The 15,400-nt window shown below is 76.0% G+C and carries 13 protein-coding genes; 8 read left to right on the plus strand and 5 right to left on the minus strand.

The genetic code is table 11. The features are described 5' to 3' along the window. The first annotated feature begins 56 nt into the window (after window positions 1-56). From lanL to ACFY0X_RS18675, 4 genes are all read left to right on the plus strand, one after another. A complete protein-coding gene (lanL, locus tag ACFY0X_RS18660; RefSeq protein WP_387755887.1) occupies window positions 57-2,621 on the plus strand; it encodes a class IV lanthionine synthetase LanL in 2,565 nt (854 codons plus the stop codon). Between the two features lie 205 nt (window positions 2,622-2,826). Next, window positions 2,827-4,347, plus strand: coding sequence for an IPT/TIG domain-containing protein (locus ACFY0X_RS18665; protein ID WP_387755890.1), 1,521 nt, complete (start codon window positions 2,827-2,829; stop codon window positions 4,345-4,347). Window positions 4,348-4,650: 303 nt separating this feature from the next. Then, on the plus strand, window positions 4,651-4,839 hold the full coding sequence (locus ACFY0X_RS18670; protein WP_387755892.1) for a thiazolylpeptide-type bacteriocin: 189 nt from the start codon (window positions 4,651-4,653) through the stop codon (window positions 4,837-4,839). Window positions 4,840-5,014: 175 nt separating this feature from the next. Beyond that, window positions 5,015-5,794, plus strand: coding sequence for a GNAT family N-acetyltransferase (locus ACFY0X_RS18675; protein ID WP_387755894.1), 780 nt, complete (start codon window positions 5,015-5,017; stop codon window positions 5,792-5,794). 12 nt (window positions 5,795-5,806) lie between these two features. Here the strand turns inward: ACFY0X_RS18675 and ACFY0X_RS18680 are convergent, their stop codons facing one another. Together ACFY0X_RS18680 and ACFY0X_RS18685 are read right to left on the minus strand one after the other, a co-directional pair. After that, the gene (locus ACFY0X_RS18680; protein ID WP_387755896.1) at window positions 5,807-6,550 is read right to left on the minus strand and encodes an SOS response-associated peptidase; all 744 of its coding nucleotides are present in this window, start codon (window positions 6,548-6,550) and stop codon (window positions 5,807-5,809) included. 48 nt (window positions 6,551-6,598) lie between these two features. Then, window positions 6,599-7,342, minus strand: coding sequence for an AraC family transcriptional regulator (locus ACFY0X_RS18685; RefSeq protein WP_387755898.1), 744 nt, complete (start codon window positions 7,340-7,342; stop codon window positions 6,599-6,601). Window positions 7,343-7,397: 55 nt separating this feature from the next. Here ACFY0X_RS18685 and ACFY0X_RS18690 point away from each other — a divergent pair, with 55 nt between their 5' ends. Then, window positions 7,398-8,648 (plus strand): MFS transporter, encoded by a 1,251-nt coding sequence (locus ACFY0X_RS18690; RefSeq protein WP_387755900.1) that lies wholly within the window; start codon window positions 7,398-7,400, stop codon window positions 8,646-8,648. Here ACFY0X_RS18690 and ACFY0X_RS18695 read toward each other — a convergent pair. Next, window positions 8,638-9,486 (minus strand): PaaX family transcriptional regulator C-terminal domain-containing protein, encoded by an 849-nt coding sequence (locus ACFY0X_RS18695; protein WP_387755902.1) that lies wholly within the window; start codon window positions 9,484-9,486, stop codon window positions 8,638-8,640. The genes ACFY0X_RS18690 and ACFY0X_RS18695 overlap by 11 nt on opposite strands. 74 nt (window positions 9,487-9,560) lie before the next feature. Here ACFY0X_RS18695 and ACFY0X_RS18700 point away from each other — a divergent pair, with 74 nt between their 5' ends. Next, window positions 9,561-10,592 carry an alpha/beta hydrolase family protein gene (locus ACFY0X_RS18700; protein ID WP_387755904.1) on the plus strand — a complete coding sequence of 344 codons (1,032 nt, stop codon included), beginning with the start codon at window positions 9,561-9,563 and terminating at the stop codon, window positions 10,590-10,592. Between the two features lie 6 nt (window positions 10,593-10,598). Beyond that, entirely contained in the window at window positions 10,599-11,786 is a 1,188-nt protein-coding gene (locus ACFY0X_RS18705) for a saccharopine dehydrogenase family protein (protein ID WP_387755906.1), read from the plus strand. A gap of 9 nt (window positions 11,787-11,795) precedes the next feature. Here the strand turns inward: ACFY0X_RS18705 and sigJ are convergent, their stop codons facing one another. Then, window positions 11,796-12,725, minus strand: a complete 930-nt coding sequence (sigJ, locus tag ACFY0X_RS18710) for an RNA polymerase sigma factor SigJ (protein ID WP_387755908.1) — start codon at window positions 12,723-12,725, stop codon at window positions 11,796-11,798. A gap of 126 nt (window positions 12,726-12,851) precedes the next feature. Between sigJ and ACFY0X_RS18715 the strand changes: the two genes are divergently transcribed. Further along, window positions 12,852-13,298: a hypothetical protein gene (locus ACFY0X_RS18715; RefSeq protein ID WP_387755910.1), complete on the plus strand. Its 447-nt coding sequence runs from the start codon at window positions 12,852-12,854 to the stop codon at window positions 13,296-13,298. Window positions 13,299-13,304: 6 nt separating this feature from the next. Here ACFY0X_RS18715 and ACFY0X_RS18720 read toward each other — a convergent pair whose 3' ends face one another. Next, window positions 13,305-15,356, minus strand: coding sequence for an alpha-galactosidase (locus tag ACFY0X_RS18720; RefSeq protein WP_387755912.1), 2,052 nt, complete (start codon window positions 15,354-15,356; stop codon window positions 13,305-13,307). Window positions 15,357-15,400: the final 44 nt, after the last annotated feature.

Genomic DNA, 15,400 nt, shown 5'->3' on the forward strand with positions numbered 1-15,400 from the left:
TCCACCCGGATCCGGACGAACAGTGACCACGGTGGGGCCGGGGAAGGACGGAAACCATGCGCACACCGCCCGACCCCGGCTCCGCCGCGGCCCCGGGACACGAGGAACTCCGGCGCCGGGTCGAGGAACTCGCCGCCCGGGCGCCCGGGCCGCACCGCCCGCCGCGCACCGACGGCCAGTGGTGGTACCTCCGGGACCCCCGGATGCCCGAGCTCGCCCACGGCTGGAAGCTCCACCTGTCCGCCCGCCCGGACGGGTTCACGGCCCTGCTGGACACGGTGCTCCCGATCCTCCTCCGCCGGGTCTGCGACGTGAAGTTCGCGATGAGCACCGAGGCGCTGTGGGAGCTCAACAGCGGCCGGCACGGCGCCGCTGCCGTCGGCAAGGCCGTCACGGTCTACCCCCGGCCCGAGGAAGTCCGTTCCCTGGGGCTGGAGTTGGCGCAGGCGCTGGCCGGCCGGGAAGGCCCCGCGGTGGTCAGCGACCGCCGGGTGCGGCCGGACGCCCCGGTGCACTACCGCTACGGGCCGTTCCGCGTCACCGACGACGAGGCGCAGGCCGGCATGACCGGCCCGGACGGTTCGCTGTTCCCCGGCCTGGCCGAGCCCCGCTACCGCCGGCCGCCGTGGGCGGACGACCCGTTCGAGGCGCCCGGCACCCCCGCCCGTCCGGCGACCACCCGGGTCGGCGCCGGCCGCTACCGGATCACCGCCGGCATCACCCGCGCGCCCAGCGGCCACGTCTACCGCGCCGTCGAACTCGCCACCGGCCGCGAGGTGGTGGTCAAACAGGCCCGGGCCTTCGTCGCCGAGGACGGCGCGGGGACCGACGCGCGCGGCCGGCTGCGGCACGAGCGGCGGGTGCTCGACGCGCTGGCCGGGGTGCCCGGCGTGCCCGCGCTGGTCGACTACTTCCGGCACGGCACCGACGAGTACCTGGTCAGCGCCGCCCGCGGAGTGACCGACCTGCGCCGCGAGCTGCTCACCCGCGGACCGTACGACGCCGCTGCCGGCGCCGCCGAGGACGGGCGGGACTGGTGGACGCTGGCGCGCCGGCTGCTGCGGGTGCTGGACGCGGTGCACGCGCGCGGCGTGGTGGTCTGCGACCTCAAGCCCGCCAACGTGGTGCTCGACCGGGACGGCCGGCCCGCGCTGGTCGACTTCGGCGTGAGCGCCCTGGCCGGCGACCGCCCGCCGGGCGCCACCGCCGGGTACGGCCTGCCGGGCGCCACCGGGCAGGACCCCACCGAGGACCACTACGCGCTGGGCACCACCCTGCACCACGCCCTCACCGGCCTCGACCCGGTGGTGATCGACCCGGACCCGGCGGTCAACCGCGACCGCACCCTGGCCTGCCTGCGCGCCGCCCTCCCGGAGCCCGGGCACCCGGCGGCGGAGCTGGTCCGGGGCCTGCTGAGCTTCGACCCGGCGCGCCGCGCCGCCGCGGCCGCCCAGCTGCGGGAGGGCACCGCACCCGCCCGACGGAGCGCCCCCGCCGGACGGGCCACGGCCCGGCCCGCCGAGGCGCTCGACCACACCGTCACCACCTGCGTCCGGATGGCCCGCGAGCTGGTCACCGCCGACTCCGGCGCGGAGCGGCCCCGGACCCTGCTCTCGCTGTACGACGGCGCGGCCGGCCTCGGGCTCGAACTGCTCCAGCACCCGGACCGCCCGGACGCCCGGGCCGCCGCCGCCGAGCTGGCCCGCTGGACGGCCGCCCACCCCGCCCTCGACCACCTGGACGGCTCGCTGTACCAGGGCCGTACGGGCGTCGACCTGTTCCTCGCCGAGGCGGCCGCCCTGCTCGGGACCGAGCCCCCGGAGCCCCGCCGGTACCAGGGAACGGGCGTGGACCAAATCGCCGGCACCGCCGGGATCGGCACCGGGCACCTGCTGCTCGCCGCCCTCGGCTCGGCGGGCACCGGGGCGGCGGCCGACGGCCCGGCGGCCGAAGCGCACCGCGCGGCCGCCGCCGACTGCGCCGCCGAGCTGGCCGGCCGGCCGCTGGACGACCTCGGGGAGGAGCCCAACCCCGGCACCGCGGCCCTCGCCGAGGGCTTCGCGCACGGCCGCGCGGGCGTCGCCCACTTCCTGCTCGCGATGCCCGACGAGGCGTCCCGGCACAGCGCCCGGCGCATCGTGGACGGCCTCGCCGCCGACTTCCCGGGCATCATGGCCGCCGCCCGCGCGCCCGGGGCGACCCGCCGCTACCTGGCCTGGTGCCGGGGCCTGGCCGGGCTCGGCACCCTGCTGGTCCAGGCCGGCCGGCGGTACGGCGACGACGACCTGCTCGCCCTGGCCGCCGAGGCGGCCGACACCTGCCGGACGATCGGGCCGAGGACCGCGCAGGTCTTCCGCTGCTGCGGCCTCGCGGGCGTCGGGGACCTCTTCGTCGACCTCGCCGTGGCCACCGGCGAGGCCCGGCACTGGGCGGCCGCCGAGGACCTGGCGGGCCTGATCCTCACCCGGGCCGGCGGCCCGCCCGGCCGGCCGCTGCTGCCCGGCCGCCGGCCGGACGCGGAGGCCCGCGCCTGGGCGGTCGGCACCCCCGGCGTCACCACCTTCCTGCGCCGCCTCGCCCGGCGCGGCGGTCCGGTCCCGGGGCAGCTGCCGATGACGTGAGCAGCCGTACGGGTCGGGCGGTGGCCCTGCCCGGCCCAGGATCGCGCCCGGCCTGCGCCCGCGCCCGCGGCCGCCCGGCGCCGTACCGCGCCGTCGGCCGAACGCGTGAGGCGCCGGAGGTGACGCCCCGCCGGGCCCGCCGTGCGGCAACAGGATGGGTACGACCCGTGCCGTCGAGGCCCGGGCGGACCCGAGGAGCAGCCGCATGACGACGGTGCAGTCCGAACCGATGACGCCCCAGGCGGCGATGACCCTCGCGGCGATCGCCGCGACCGCCGCCACCACCCGGCCGTCGGGGGAGCAGGTGTCGCAGCAGTGCAACCGGGCCTTCCTGGGCCTCAACCAGCTGCTGCCCGACTCCTCCCTCGCCACCCGGGGCACCTGGATCCTCAACTGGATCGCGATGAGCCCGGCCAACGCCAACATGGCCTACCTGGCGCAGAACCGCGACGGCTCCAACCAGTTCGCCGTGGTCCTGCGCGGCACCGTCGGCACGGTGACCGACCTCCTGGAGGACCTGGACGTCGGCACGGTGGTCCCGTTCGGCTTCGCGGGCTCGTCGAGCGACCCGGCCTCGGTCTCCAAGGGCGCGATGACGGCCTTCAGCCAGGTCCTCACCATGAACTCGGTCGGCGTCACCCTCGCGCAGGCGCTCGCCGGCGTCCTCGCCAAGGCACCCGCCAACCCCACCGTCTACGTGATCGGGCACAGCCTCGGCGGCTGCCTCGCCACCATGGTCGGCGCCTACCTCCAGGCGCAGTCCTGGCCGGGGAACCCGCAGTTCGGCCTCTACACCTTCGCCGCCCCCAGCGCCGGAAACGCGGCCTTCGCGAACCACCTCACCGAGGAGCTGTCCTGGGTCGTCAACCAGCGGTACGTCAACTGCTGGGACATCGTGCCGCTGGCCTGGACCAGCCTCGACGAGGCCAAGAAGTGGTACCCCGACAAGGGCCCGAAGGCGAACGAGGACGTCCGCGCCGTCATCTCGGCGCTCGCCGGACTGCCCGGGCCCAACGTCTACGCCCAGCCGGGCCCCGCCGTCCCGCTGAACCAGCACTACGTGCCCGATCCGGCCCTGGTCAAGGGGTCCCTGCAGGACTTCATGGGCCAGGTCGCCTACCAGCACGCCAACGACACCTACCTGGGCCTGCTCGGCGCCCCCGACGTGCCCTCCGGGCCGGTGGTCACCGGCATCGGCCCCGACACCGGCGGCACCGGCAACCAGGTCACCGTCACCGGCACGGGCTTCAACGCGGGCCAGGGCGTGGCCCTGGACTTCGGCACGGTCGCCTGCCCGCGGATCGCGGTCAGCACCGACGGCACCACGATCACCACGTACCCGCCCGCCGGGGCCGGCGTGGTGCCCGTCCGGGTCACCACCTTCCTCGGCACCTCGCCCGCCGTCGCCACCGCGCAGTTCGCCTACGAGGGCGCCGCCCCGGTGCGGGTCACCGCCATCAGCCAGGACCACGGCCGGACCGGCACCCCCGTCACCGTCACCGGCGTCAACTTCGGATCCGACGCCAAGGTCTTCTTCGGCGACAACCAGGCGGTCGGGCAGGTGACCCCGCCGGACACGATCGCGGCCACCGCGCCCGCCCCGACCAAGGGCGTCGGCAAGCCGAAGACCGTCGACATCACCGTGCTCTCGAACGGCTGGTCCTCGCCGGCGAGCCCCGCCGACGAGTTCGCCTACGAGGAGCTGGAGGGCCCGGAGCGCGGGTGACGCCGGCGTCGGAACGGTCGGGCGCGGAGCGGGGACCGCGGGCCGGAAGCCCGCGGCGGCCGGTGGACCGGCGGTCGAGCCGGACCGGTCCCGAGCCGCCGGGGAACGGGATCCCGGCCAAGATTCCCGAACCCGTATCCCGCCCGCCGCCCGCGGGCTAGAGTCTCCTCGGGCGGCGCGAGCCCGGGTCCGAGACCCGCCGGCGGCGCACCCACGGGGGGCCCGGCACATCCCGCAGTACTCGCTTCGCAGGCACACCGTTCCGTTCCGGCCGGCACGCCTGCCGACTCAAGGGAGAACGCCATGTCAGACACCACCGCGTCCCGCACCGAGGCCCTCGACCTTCAGGACCTCGACCTCAGCGACCTGACCGTCACCGCGCTGCGCGACACCGTCGCCCTGCCGGAGAACGGCGCTTCGTGGGGCTCCTGTTCCTGCCAGGCCTCGTCCTCCTGCGCGCAGCCGCAGGACTCGATCGCGCCGATCGTCTGACGATCGCCACCCGGGCCCGGCACTGAGCCGAGCCTCCCGGCCCGGCCTTCCGAGGCCGGCGCCACCGCACCATGACGGGCCCGGCGCATCCACCCGACGCGCCGGGCCCGTCCCGCTCACCGCACGACCGCCGTACGGCGCGGGCGGCTTCGGCGACGGTCTTTGGAGTGCCGCCATGACGGATGACGAACTGCGGCGGATCCGCTCCTTCCTGGCCGGCTCCGCACGTCGGCGAGCCGAGCGTACGGTCGAACTCCCGGGCGGGGTCGCGGTGTTCGACGACACCTTCGCGGACTCGTGGTCGCACAACCAGGTGCTGCTCGACCGTGCCGACGGTGCGCCGGCCGAGCTGCCCGGTCTGGTGGACGGGGTGATGGGTGAGCGGCCGTTCCGTCTGGTGACCGTGCTGGACGGGGACTTCGGGGAGGCGTGCGCCGAGCCCTTCCGGCGGGCCGGTTACCGGCACAGCAGCTACCTGGTGATGCTGCACACCGGCCCGGCCCCCGCCCCCGTCCCCGGCGACGGGCGCGGCGTCGAGGAGGTCGGTCTGGAGGCGATCAGGGCGCCGCTCGCGGCGAGTTGGCGCGCGGCGCTCCCGGAGGCGGACGAGGAGGTGGTCCGGATGCTGGTCGACCGGCGGGCGGCCGGTCGGCGCGGGGCCGAACGCGTCCAGCTGCTCGGCGCCCGGGCCGCGGACGGCGAGGTGGCCGCCTGGACGGACCTGTACCTCGAACCCGCCCTCGGGATCGCCCAGGTCGAGGACCTGATGACCGCCGAGGCGCACCGGCGGCGCGGCCACGCCGACGCCGTCCTGGCCGCCGCGCTGCGCCGGGCGGCGGACGCGGGCTGCGGCACCCGCTTCCTGATCGCCGAGTCCGACGACTGGCCGCGCCGCTGGTACGGCCGCCGGGGCTTCGAGGCCATCGGGCGCACCCACGGCTTCGAGCGCACCTGAGGCGGCCCGGCCTCAGTCCGCGAGCCCCAGCGGGTCGGGGGCGTCGGCGAGGAGCTGGGGGCCGTTGTTGCGGACGCTGTTGACGGTGGTGGGAACCGCGCGGACGCGCAGGTCGCCGTCGGCGGGGCGGCGCAGCAGGTGGTGGAGTTCGGCCGGGTCGGTGTGGGCGGGTGAGAGCCAGGTGGCGAGGTCGTCGAGGGCGATGGTGAGGGGCATCCGGTCGTGGACGCGGCCGGCGGAGTCGGTGGCGTCGGTGGTGATGACGGTGGCGGTGGCGAGCCAGGCGAGCGGGTCGTCCTCGGGCAGGGTGCGGTCGCGCCAGAACTCGTAGAGGCCGGCCATCAGCATCACGCCGCCGGTGCTGAGGAAGTACGGCTGCTTGTACTTCTTGCGGTCGGCGCCGGCCGGGACCTCGCGCCACTCGAAGTAGCCGTCGGCGGGGATCACGCAGCGGCGGGCGGTGAAGGCCTTGCGGAAGGCGGGTTTGGTGTCGACGGTCTCCGAGCGGGCGTTGATCATGCGGGCGCCGCCGGACGGGTCCTTGGACCAGGACGGGACCAGGCCCCAGCGCAGCGGCCGGAGTTGGCGCAGGATCTCACCGGTGTCCCGGTCGACGCGTTCCAGGACGGCCGGGACGGGGTCGGTCGGTGCGACGTTCCAGCTCGGCGCGAAGGTCTCGGCCGGGTCCCACCGGAGTTCTCCGAGCAGTGAGACGAGGTCCTGGGGCGTGGTGGTGGAGACGAAGCGGCCGCACATGGCCCCAAGCCTCCCATGCCGCACGCTCGAAGGTGCGGCCGACGCCGTTCAGCGGGACGCCCGCGCGCCCGGGGTGTGGCCGAAGGCGCGGCGGAACACGTCGATGAAGGCGCTGGCCGAGGCCCAGCCGCAGCGGTGGGCCACGGCGGTGACCGGCAGGCCCTCGGCGAGCAGCACCAGGGCGTGGTGCAGGCGCAGTTGGGTGCGCCACTGGGGGAAGGTCAGGCCGAGGTCGGCGCGGAACAGCCGGGAGAGGGTGCGATCGCTGGCGCCGACGGCGCGGCCGAGTTCGGCGAGGGTGCGGCCGTCGGCCGGGTCGGCCTCCAGCAGCGCGCACAGCGCCCGCAGCAGGGGCGTGGCGGGGGTGGGCAGGTGGAGCGGGCTCTGCGGGGAGGCGCGCAGCCGGTCGAGCAGGACGGCGCGCAGCCGGGAGCGTTCGGGGCCGTCCTGTCCGGGGGTACGGGTGTAGGCGACGATCAGTTCGCGCAGCAGCGGTTCGACGGCGAGGACGGTCGGGCGGTCGAGGCCGAGCGGGTTGTCGGCGGCGGGCAGGCCGACCAGGTGGAGTTCGAGTTCGCCGTGGGCCTGGTGGGCGTGGACGGTACCGGCCGGGATCCACAGGGCGCGGTTGCCGGGGGCGACCCACGATCCGGCGTCGGTGGTGATGCCCAGCACCCCGCGGGCGGCGTAGGCGATCTGGTGGTCGTCGTGCCGGTGGGCGTCGATCAGGCCGCCGGAGGGCAGCAGCCGGGCCCCGGTCGGGGCGACGGGGTCGTGGCGGATGTTCGGCATCGCCTGGCAGATTATCGGAAGCCCGACAGGGGTGACGGCCCCGAGCATGGGCGGCATGCCGAAGCGAACCTCCGACCGCGGGTCGATCCTGCTGCTCTCCGTCGGGCACTCCTGTGTGGACGTCTACCAGGGCGCGGTGGCGGCCCTGGTGCCCTTCCTCGTGGCCGAACGGCACTACGGCTACGCCGCCGTGTCCGGGGTGGTGCTGGCCGCCTCGCTGCTCTCCTCGGTGGCGCAGCCGCTGTTCGGGGCGCTCACCGACCGCCGGCCGCTGCCCTGGCTGCTGCCGGTGAGCACCCTGCTGGGCGGCGCGGGCATCGCGCTCAGCGGGGTGAGCGGCTCGTACGGGCTGACGCTGGCGTTCGTGGCGCTGTCGGGGGTGGGGGTGGCGGCCTACCACCCGGAGTCGGCCCGGGTGGCCCGGCTGGCGGCGCAGCGGGCGGGGGCCGGGCAGGGCGGCCCCGGTGTCCACCGGGGGATGGCCTGGTTCTCGCTGGGCGGCAATCTGGGCTTCGCGGCGGCCCCGCTGCTGGTCGCCGCCGTGGTCGGGACGGGCGGACTGCGGCTGACCCCGCTGCTGGCCGTGCCCGCGCTCGCGGGCGCCGCGCTCTGCCTGCCGGTGCTGCGGGAGCTGGAGCGGCGCCGGGCGGCCGGGGCGGTGCGGGCACCGGCGCCGGTCGCCGACGACCGGGCCGCCTTCCTGAGGCTGTCGCTGGCGGTGGTCTGCCGCTCGGTCGCCTTCGTCGGGCTGAGCACCTTCCTCTCGCTGTTCACCGCCCAGCGCCTCGGCGGCGGTCCGGCGGCGGGCACCGCGGCGCTGGTGGTGCTGTACGCGGGCGGCGCGGTGGGCTCGGTGCTGGGCGGCGCGCTGGCGGACCGCTGGGGGCGGGTCGCGGTGGCCCGCCGGTCCTACCTGGTGGCGGCGGTCGCGGTGGCAGGGGTGCTGCTGGTGCCCGGCCCGGTGCTGTACCTGTTCGTGGCGCTGGCCTCGGCGGGGCTGTACGTGCCGTTCTCCCTGCAGGTCACCCTCGGGCAGGACTACCTGCCGTCGCGGGTCGGCACGGCGAGCGGGATCACCCTCGGGCTGACGGTGAGCATCGGCGGCCTGGCGAGCCCGGCGATCGGCGCTCTCGCGGACGCCACCTCGCTGCGTACGGCGCTGCTGCCGCTGGTGCTGATGCCGGTGCTGAGCTGGGCGCTGTTCCGCACGCTGCCGGAGCCGGTGGTGCCGGACTCCGAGGCCGAGGCCGACGCCGACGCCGACGAGGACGCCGAGGCGGGTGGGCCGGCACCGGTCAGCCGGTGACCGAGGCGACCACCTCCGCGTAGGCGTCGAACAGCCGGGGCGCGCCCGGCGCCGGGTCGGCGAGCAGCAGGGCCCAGCAGCGGGCGACCAGCGCGCGGGCCTCGGCGCCGGGCCAGGGCCGCGGCAGTAGCTCCGGGGGCAGCAGCGGGTCGGGCTCGCAGGCCTCGGTGAAGACGGCGGCCAACTCGACGGCCACGGTGAGCAGTTCGGTCTCCGACAGACCGCCGGGGGTGAGCCGGTCGAGCTGGTCGGCGGCGAAGGCGGCCAGGCGGCGGTGGCCCTCGGCGAGCTGGTCCAGCGGCCACCAGCGGCGGGCGAGTTCCCGGGGGTCCGCGGTGTCGCCGGTGTTCAGGTCGCGGGTGCTGAGCAGGGTGAGGTTGCCGAGCACGCCCAGGGCGCCGGCCGCCTCCCGGACGTCCGGCTCCCAGGGGTGCGGCGAGACGTAGAGCCCGTTCTGCACCGGGGCGCCGCCGAGCCGCAGCAGGGCCTCGCGCAGCCCGTCGCGGGCGGTGCGGTCGCGTTCGGGGACGGCGAACCCGGCCAGGTGCCAGACGCCGTCCCAAGGGGCGTCGCCGCGGTCCTGGGCGTACATCAGGGCGAGGTACCCGACGTCCGGCTCGATCTCACGGCGGGTCGCGGCGGTGGCGCGCAGCAGTGCCCGGCGGCCGCGGCCCTCCTGGACGAAGCGGCCGTCGGCGGTCAGGCGCTTGATGGTGAGCCGGACCTGCTGGTCGCTCATGCCAAGCCGGCCGGCCACGGCGTAGAGGTCGCCGCAGTCGACCGTGCCGTCGGCGCGGACCATCGCGTCCACCAGTACCCGGGTCGGGATCTCCTGCATGACGGTCATCCTAGTGTGTTCATTTCTGCTACGGTCGTTTTCAAAACGATCGATCGAGGGTGAGCGATATGCGGATGTCGGGCAGGCGCCGGTGGCTCTGGGGAGCGCTGCTGTCCGTGGCCGTGCTGCTGGTCGGCGCGGGCGGCTGGGTGGTGTACCAGAACGAGTACGACCTCGACGAGGAGCGCGTCACCGTCACCGGCGGCAGGCAGCCGCTCCAGGGCGTGCTGGCCAGGCCGACCGGTGGCCACGGACCGTACGGACTGGTGGTCTTCGTCCACGGCGACGGACCCGTCGACGCCACCCACGACACCTTCTACCGGCCGCTCTGGGAGGCCATGGCGAAGGCCGGGTACGCGACGCTCTCCTGGGACAAGCCCGGCGTGGCCGGCGCCCCCGGCGACTGGCTCGACCAGAGCATGCAGGACCGCGCCGACGAGACCCTCGCCGCGATCCGCTGGGCGAAGACCCAGCCCGGCATCGACCCGGACCGGATCGGCCTCTGGGGCGCCAGTCAGGCCGGCTGGGTGATGCCCAAGGCAGCCCGGCAGTCGCCGGACGTGAAGTTCGTGATCGCCGTGGGCCCCGCCGTCAACTGGCTCCGGCAGGGCCGCTACAACCTGCTCGCCGAACTCCGGGAACGGCACGCCTCGCCCGAGGAGACCGCCGCCGCCGTCGCCCGCAGTGACCGCAACCTGGCCGCCCTGCGGGCCGCTTCGACCTTCGAGCAGCACCGGGCCGCCGGCGGCGACACCGAGGGGCTCAGCCCCGAGCGGTGGGCGTTCAACAAGCGCAACCACCTCTCCGACGCCACCGAGGACCTCGCCGCCCTCCGGGTGCCGGTGCAGCTCGTCCTCGGCGGCCGGGACCTCAACGTCGACAGCGACGACACCGAGGCCGGCTACCGACGCCTCGTCACCACCCCCGGTCTGCTCCGGGTGCTGCGCCTCCAGGACGCCACCCACACCATGGTGCCCAAGGACGTCGAGGACTCCGAACTGCGCAGCACCTTCCTCGCCGTCGCCGCCCCGCGCTCGCTGTTCGCCCCCGGCTACCTCGACGGCATGCGCGACTTCCTGACCTCGCTCGACCACCGGAAGGGCTGACCCGCGATGAAGCTGCTCGCCCTCGGCGGTGCCGGCGCGATGGGCCGCACGGCCACCCGGGTCGCGGCCGCACTGCCCGGCGTCCACGAACTGGTCGTCGCCGACCGGGACCTCGACGCCGCCCGCCGCACCGCCGCCGCACTCGCCGCCGACGCACCGGTGCCCGTACGCGCCACCCGGGTCGACGTCACGGACGGCCCGGCGCTGCACACCGCCCTCACCGGGGCCGACGCCGTGCTCAACACCGTCGGCCCGTACTACCGCTACGGCCTCGACGTGCTGCGCGCCGCCATCCGCACCCGCACCCACTACCTGGACATCTGCGACGACTGGGAACCCACCCTGGCCATGCTGGAACTGGACGACCGGGCCCGCGCCGCCGGGGTGCGGGCGGTGCTCGGCATGGGCGCCAGCCCCGGCGTCAGCAACCTGCTCGCCGCCCGGGCCGCCGCCCGCCTCGACACCCTGACGGACCTGTACACCGCCTGGCCGGTCGACGTCGGCCCCCGGCCCGACCCGCCGGCCGAGGCGTCCCCGCCCGACCCGGGCGGCGCGGTCCCGGCCGCCGCCGTGCACTGGATGCAGCAGATCAGCGGCACCGTCGCGGTGGTCGAGGACGGCCGGCTCGTCCGGCGGCCCCCGCTGCGCCCGGTCGCCCTCGACCTGCCCGGCGGGCGCCGCGGCACCGCCTACACCGTCGGCCACCCGGAACCGGTCACCCTGCACCGCGGCCTGCGGCCCGCCGGCGCCGCGGCCGACCTGATGGTGGTCAGGGCCGGGACGGCCGCCTACCTGGACGTGCTGCGCGAGGACCTGGACGCCGGGCGGCTGACCAACGAGGCAGCCGCCGCCGACCTCGACCGCCCCGCCCTGCGCCGCACCCTGCGCGCCGCCGCCCGCGCCGCCCGCTTCCGCGGCCCGGGCACCCTCCCGCCGTTCTTCGCCGCCGCCACCGGCACCCGCGACGGCCGCCCGGCGACGGTCCTCGCCCGGCTGGGGGGAGCGGACCGGCTGCTGGCCGACATGGCGGAGGCGACGGGCGTCCCCGCGGGGCTGGGGCTGGCCCAACTGCTGGACGGGACCGCGGGACCGGCCGGGGTGCACCCGCCGGAGGCGGCGATCGACGGGGACCGGTTCTTCCGGGACCTGGCGCGCGCGTGCCCGGGGGTGGAGGTGGTGGTGGAGGAGCCGTAGGGCGGGGACTCAGCCGCCGCGGGGGTCCTCCGTCGTCCACGGGCGCAGCTTCTCCGGGTTGCGGACCGCCCAGATACGGGCTATCCGGCCGTCCGCCAGGCCGAACGCCGCCACCGTCGCGGTGACGCCGCCGGCCCGGGCGACCAGGCCGGGGCGGCCGTTGACGGACCGTTCGAGGAGCGCCAGCCCGGGCGCCTTGTCGGCCATGTGGACCAGGTACCGGGCGATCCGCTCGCCGCCCGCCACCGGGCGCAGGGCCGCGCCGGCCAGGCCGCCGCCGTCGGCCGTCATCGTGGCACCGGGGGCGAGCAGGCCGACCAGGGCCGCGATGTCCCGGGCCTCCCAGGCCTCCTTGAACTGCCGCACCAGACCGGCCTGCGCGCCCCTCGGCACCGCCGGGGCCCGCGCGGCCCCGACCCGGCGGCGGGCGGAGGCGGCCAGCTGCCGGCAGGCCGCCGGGGTGCGGCCGACGATCTCGGCGACCTCGGGGAACGGGTAGCGGAACACGTCGTGCAGGACGAACGCGACGCGCTCGGCCGGGGTCATCGCCTCCAGGACGACCAGCAGGGCCATGTCCACCGACTCGTCCAGGGTGACCCAGTCCGCGGGATCGGCCGGGCCGCCGCTGCCGCCGGCCGGCCCGCCGATCCACTCGCCGCGGTCGGGCAGCGGTTCGGGGATCCACTCGCCCACGTAGCGCTCCCGCCGGGCCCGGGCCGAGCCGAGCAGGTCCAGACAGACCCGGGTGGCCACCGTGGTCAGCCAGGCTCCTGGCGACACCACGTCCTCCCGCTGCCGCCGCGACAGCCCGTACCAGCGGGCGTATGTCTCCTGCACCGCGTCCTCGGCCTCGGCCAGCGAACCGAGCAGCCGGTAGGCGAGGTTGATCAGCTGCCGCCGCTCGCCGACGATCACGCTCAGCTCCGCTTCGGTGGTCATGCCCGGTGCCGCTCCCTGGTCCTGTTCGCCCGTCACCGACCAGACCTCACACTTCGCCGGCCTGTGTCGTCGGATCAGCGGGACACTACCGACCAACCGCCGCGAGGCAGAAGAGGGGGCCGCACCATGGCCGTGCAGACCACGGCAGGACAGCCGGTGGAAGCGTCGTCGAAGAGGGTGGTGGAACAGCGCACCCGCGCCTACCTGCGGGGCTCCGTCGCGCTCCAGACCGCCGCGATCTTCTTCCAGGCGGCCACGGCCGGCCTGCTGCTCTCCACCTCCTACGGCGAGACCCTGCACAGCGTCGGCGCCCGGGTGATGTACGGGGCCTCGATGCTGTACCTGCTCGCCGCCGTCCTGGCCTGGCGGCCGGGCGGCGGTTCACCCCGCCCGATCCTGTACGCCACCGGGTTCCTGGTGCTCGCCTCGGCCCAGGTCGTCCTGGGGGTGGCCCACGTTCCCGCGGTCCACGTCCCGCTGGGCGTGCTGATCTTCGGCCTGAGCCTGGCGGTGCTGGTGCGGATGCCGGCCGCCCGCCTCGTTCGGCGGACGGCCGGCACCCGGGACCGGTGAGGGTTCTCAGGAGCCGAGGGCCCAGCTCTGGCCCGCGGCCGGACGGGTGGTGACGGGCGTTCCGGCGGTGCCGGCGCCGGCGTCGAGGGCCAGGCCGGTGGCGACGTTGGTGACCGTGACGCCGCCGGCCCGGCCCTGGGTCAGCCGCCACTCCTGCCAGGGATTGCCGGGCGACAGGTCGAGCAGGTAGGCGCTGTCGCCGGCCGAGGCCCCGGCGGAGAGCACGGTGTGCCGGTGCGGGCCGGTGGCGCAGCCGTCGCTGATCCGGACGGTGCCGTCGGGGTTGGAGGTGAAGGTCCACTGCTGGGCCGGGTCACCGCCGCGCCGCGGCTCCAGGTCGGTGACCGAGCCCAGCGGCGCGGTGCACGAGCCGAGCAGCGACAGCGCGAGGCCGCCGCTGGTCAGTGTGTGGTACCCGCCGTCGTCGACCACCTCCGACGGGCCGCCCGCCGACTCGGCGGTGAGCCGGTACAGGGCCGCGCCGTGCGGCGGGAGGGCGGCGCCGAGCGGCCCGGTGACGGTCGAACCCGCCCCCGTCCACAGCTCCCTGGCCCGGTAGCCGGAGCCGCCGAGGCCGAGTTCGGCGAGGCTGGTGGCGACGGTGCGGCCGGCCGAAGGGTCCTGGTTGACCAGCAGCACGGCGGTGTCGCCGTTGGCGAGCTGCCGCTTCAGCACGACCGGCGCGCGGCCGTCGGTGGGCCGGGCGCCGACCAGGGTGGCGGGCCGGGCCAGGCTGTCCTGGTCGACGGCGATCACCTCGCGGTTCTTCAGGACCGCCAGGCCCGCGTCGCTGATCCCGGTGGACCAGGTGTAGCCGTCCGCGCTGTGCCGGGACTGCGCGGCAGTGCGCAGGTCGGCGCCGGAGATCAGCGGCGCGGCGAGCATCGCGAGGATCGAGGTCTCCGTCCGCGACTCGTCGTCGGTGAAGGGCTTGTGGCAGGGGCAGGTGTCGGTGGTGCCCCACAGGCCGTAGGGGTCCTGCCAGCCGGCGAACATCATGTCGAGGTCGTTCCAGCTGCCCGGGCGGACGTTGCCCGGGTAGTCCAGCGCGGTGCGCAACTGCCCGTTCCAGAGCACCCCGTCGAGCTCGCTGCTCCGGTCGCCGCCGATCCGGCACAGGTGGGCGACCTGGCCGCACCAGACGCCGGTGGGCGCGTAGCCGGGGGCGTGGAAGGGGGCCGTGCCGGCGGCCCGGACCACCGGGTCGGTGCGGGCCGGGTCGTCGGCGGCGAGCAGGTACGGGACGCCGGTGTGGACGGGCTGGGCGGAGACGCTGAGGGTGACCTTCGGCCTGCCCTGGGCGGCGGAGGCGGCGTCCAGCGCGCGCTGGAAGGTCTGCACCCGGGTGTAGACGGAGCGGGTCAGCTCCTTGCCCTCGCCCTGGGTGCCGTAGTCGTGGCCGTCCGGTCCGGTGATCGCCGGGCCGTACGGGCAGTCGTCGTACTTGACGAAGTCGACGCCCCAGGAGACGAAGTCGGCCGCGTCGGTGGACTCGTGGCCGAGGCTGCCCGGGTGCATCTGGCAGGTGAGGTAGGTGTCGGTGGCGTAGAGGCCGAACTTCAGGCCCTTGCCGTGCGCGTAGCGGGCGAGGTACTCGATGCCGTTGACGGTGCGCCCGTCGACGGTCCGCGCGGGGAAGTGGTCCGGGCGCGGGACGAGGTGGCCGGAGGTGGGGTCGTTGCCGGTGCCGTCGGTGCCGCTGACCGGGCTCCCGGCGTCGTCGTACAGCTGCAGGCCGCCGTCGGCGTTGCGGACCAGGTCGGTGGTCTGGCCGTCGCGGTGCCACAGCGACCAGCCGTCGTCGACGGTGACGGTGTCGTAGCCGGCCGCCACCAGTCCGTTGGCGGCCATGAAGTCGATGGTCTGGACGACCTGCTCCTGGGTGACCTCGGTGCCGAGGGAGTTCCAGGAGTTCCACCCCATCGGCGGGGTCAGGGCGTTGCCGTCACCGAGCGCGGCGGCGGGGGCGGCCGTGCCGAGACCGACGGCTCCCAGGCCGCCGGTGGCGAGGGTGAGGGCGAGCAGGGAGGCCGCGAGACGGCGGCGGGGTCGGCGCATGTGCGCACTCCTGAGGATGTGGGGGACGTGGCGGTTCGTCAGGA

The organism is Kitasatospora sp. NPDC001547 (assembly GCF_042894165.1).
Classification (GTDB): Bacteria; Actinomycetota; Actinomycetes; order Streptomycetales; family Streptomycetaceae; genus Kitasatospora.

What these genes read in the sequence shown, in the direction of transcription:
- lanL (WP_387755887.1), top strand. Translation starts at nt 57, where the DNA reads ATGCGCACACCGCCCGACCCCGGCTCCGCCGCGGCCCCGGGACACGAG.
- ACFY0X_RS18665 (WP_387755890.1), top strand. Translation starts at nt 2,827, where the DNA reads ATGACGACGGTGCAGTCCGAACCGATGACGCCCCAGGCGGCGATGACC.
- ACFY0X_RS18670 (WP_387755892.1), top strand. Translation starts at nt 4,651, where the DNA reads ATGTCAGACACCACCGCGTCCCGCACCGAGGCCCTCGACCTTCAGGAC.
- ACFY0X_RS18675 (WP_387755894.1), top strand. Translation starts at nt 5,015, where the DNA reads ATGACGGATGACGAACTGCGGCGGATCCGCTCCTTCCTGGCCGGCTCC.
- ACFY0X_RS18680 (WP_387755896.1), bottom strand. Translation starts at nt 6,550, where the DNA reads ATGTGCGGCCGCTTCGTCTCCACCACCACGCCCCAGGACCTCGTCTCA.
- ACFY0X_RS18685 (WP_387755898.1), bottom strand. Translation starts at nt 7,342, where the DNA reads ATGCCGAACATCCGCCACGACCCCGTCGCCCCGACCGGGGCCCGGCTG.
- ACFY0X_RS18690 (WP_387755900.1), top strand. Translation starts at nt 7,398, where the DNA reads ATGCCGAAGCGAACCTCCGACCGCGGGTCGATCCTGCTGCTCTCCGTC.
- ACFY0X_RS18695 (WP_387755902.1), bottom strand. Translation starts at nt 9,486, where the DNA reads ATGCAGGAGATCCCGACCCGGGTACTGGTGGACGCGATGGTCCGCGCC.
- ACFY0X_RS18700 (WP_387755904.1), top strand. Translation starts at nt 9,561, where the DNA reads ATGTCGGGCAGGCGCCGGTGGCTCTGGGGAGCGCTGCTGTCCGTGGCC.
- ACFY0X_RS18705 (WP_387755906.1), top strand. Translation starts at nt 10,599, where the DNA reads ATGAAGCTGCTCGCCCTCGGCGGTGCCGGCGCGATGGGCCGCACGGCC.
- sigJ (WP_387755908.1), bottom strand. Translation starts at nt 12,725, where the DNA reads ATGACCACCGAAGCGGAGCTGAGCGTGATCGTCGGCGAGCGGCGGCAG.
- ACFY0X_RS18715 (WP_387755910.1), top strand. Translation starts at nt 12,852, where the DNA reads ATGGCCGTGCAGACCACGGCAGGACAGCCGGTGGAAGCGTCGTCGAAG.
- ACFY0X_RS18720 (WP_387755912.1), bottom strand. Translation starts at nt 15,356, where the DNA reads ATGCGCCGACCCCGCCGCCGTCTCGCGGCCTCCCTGCTCGCCCTCACC.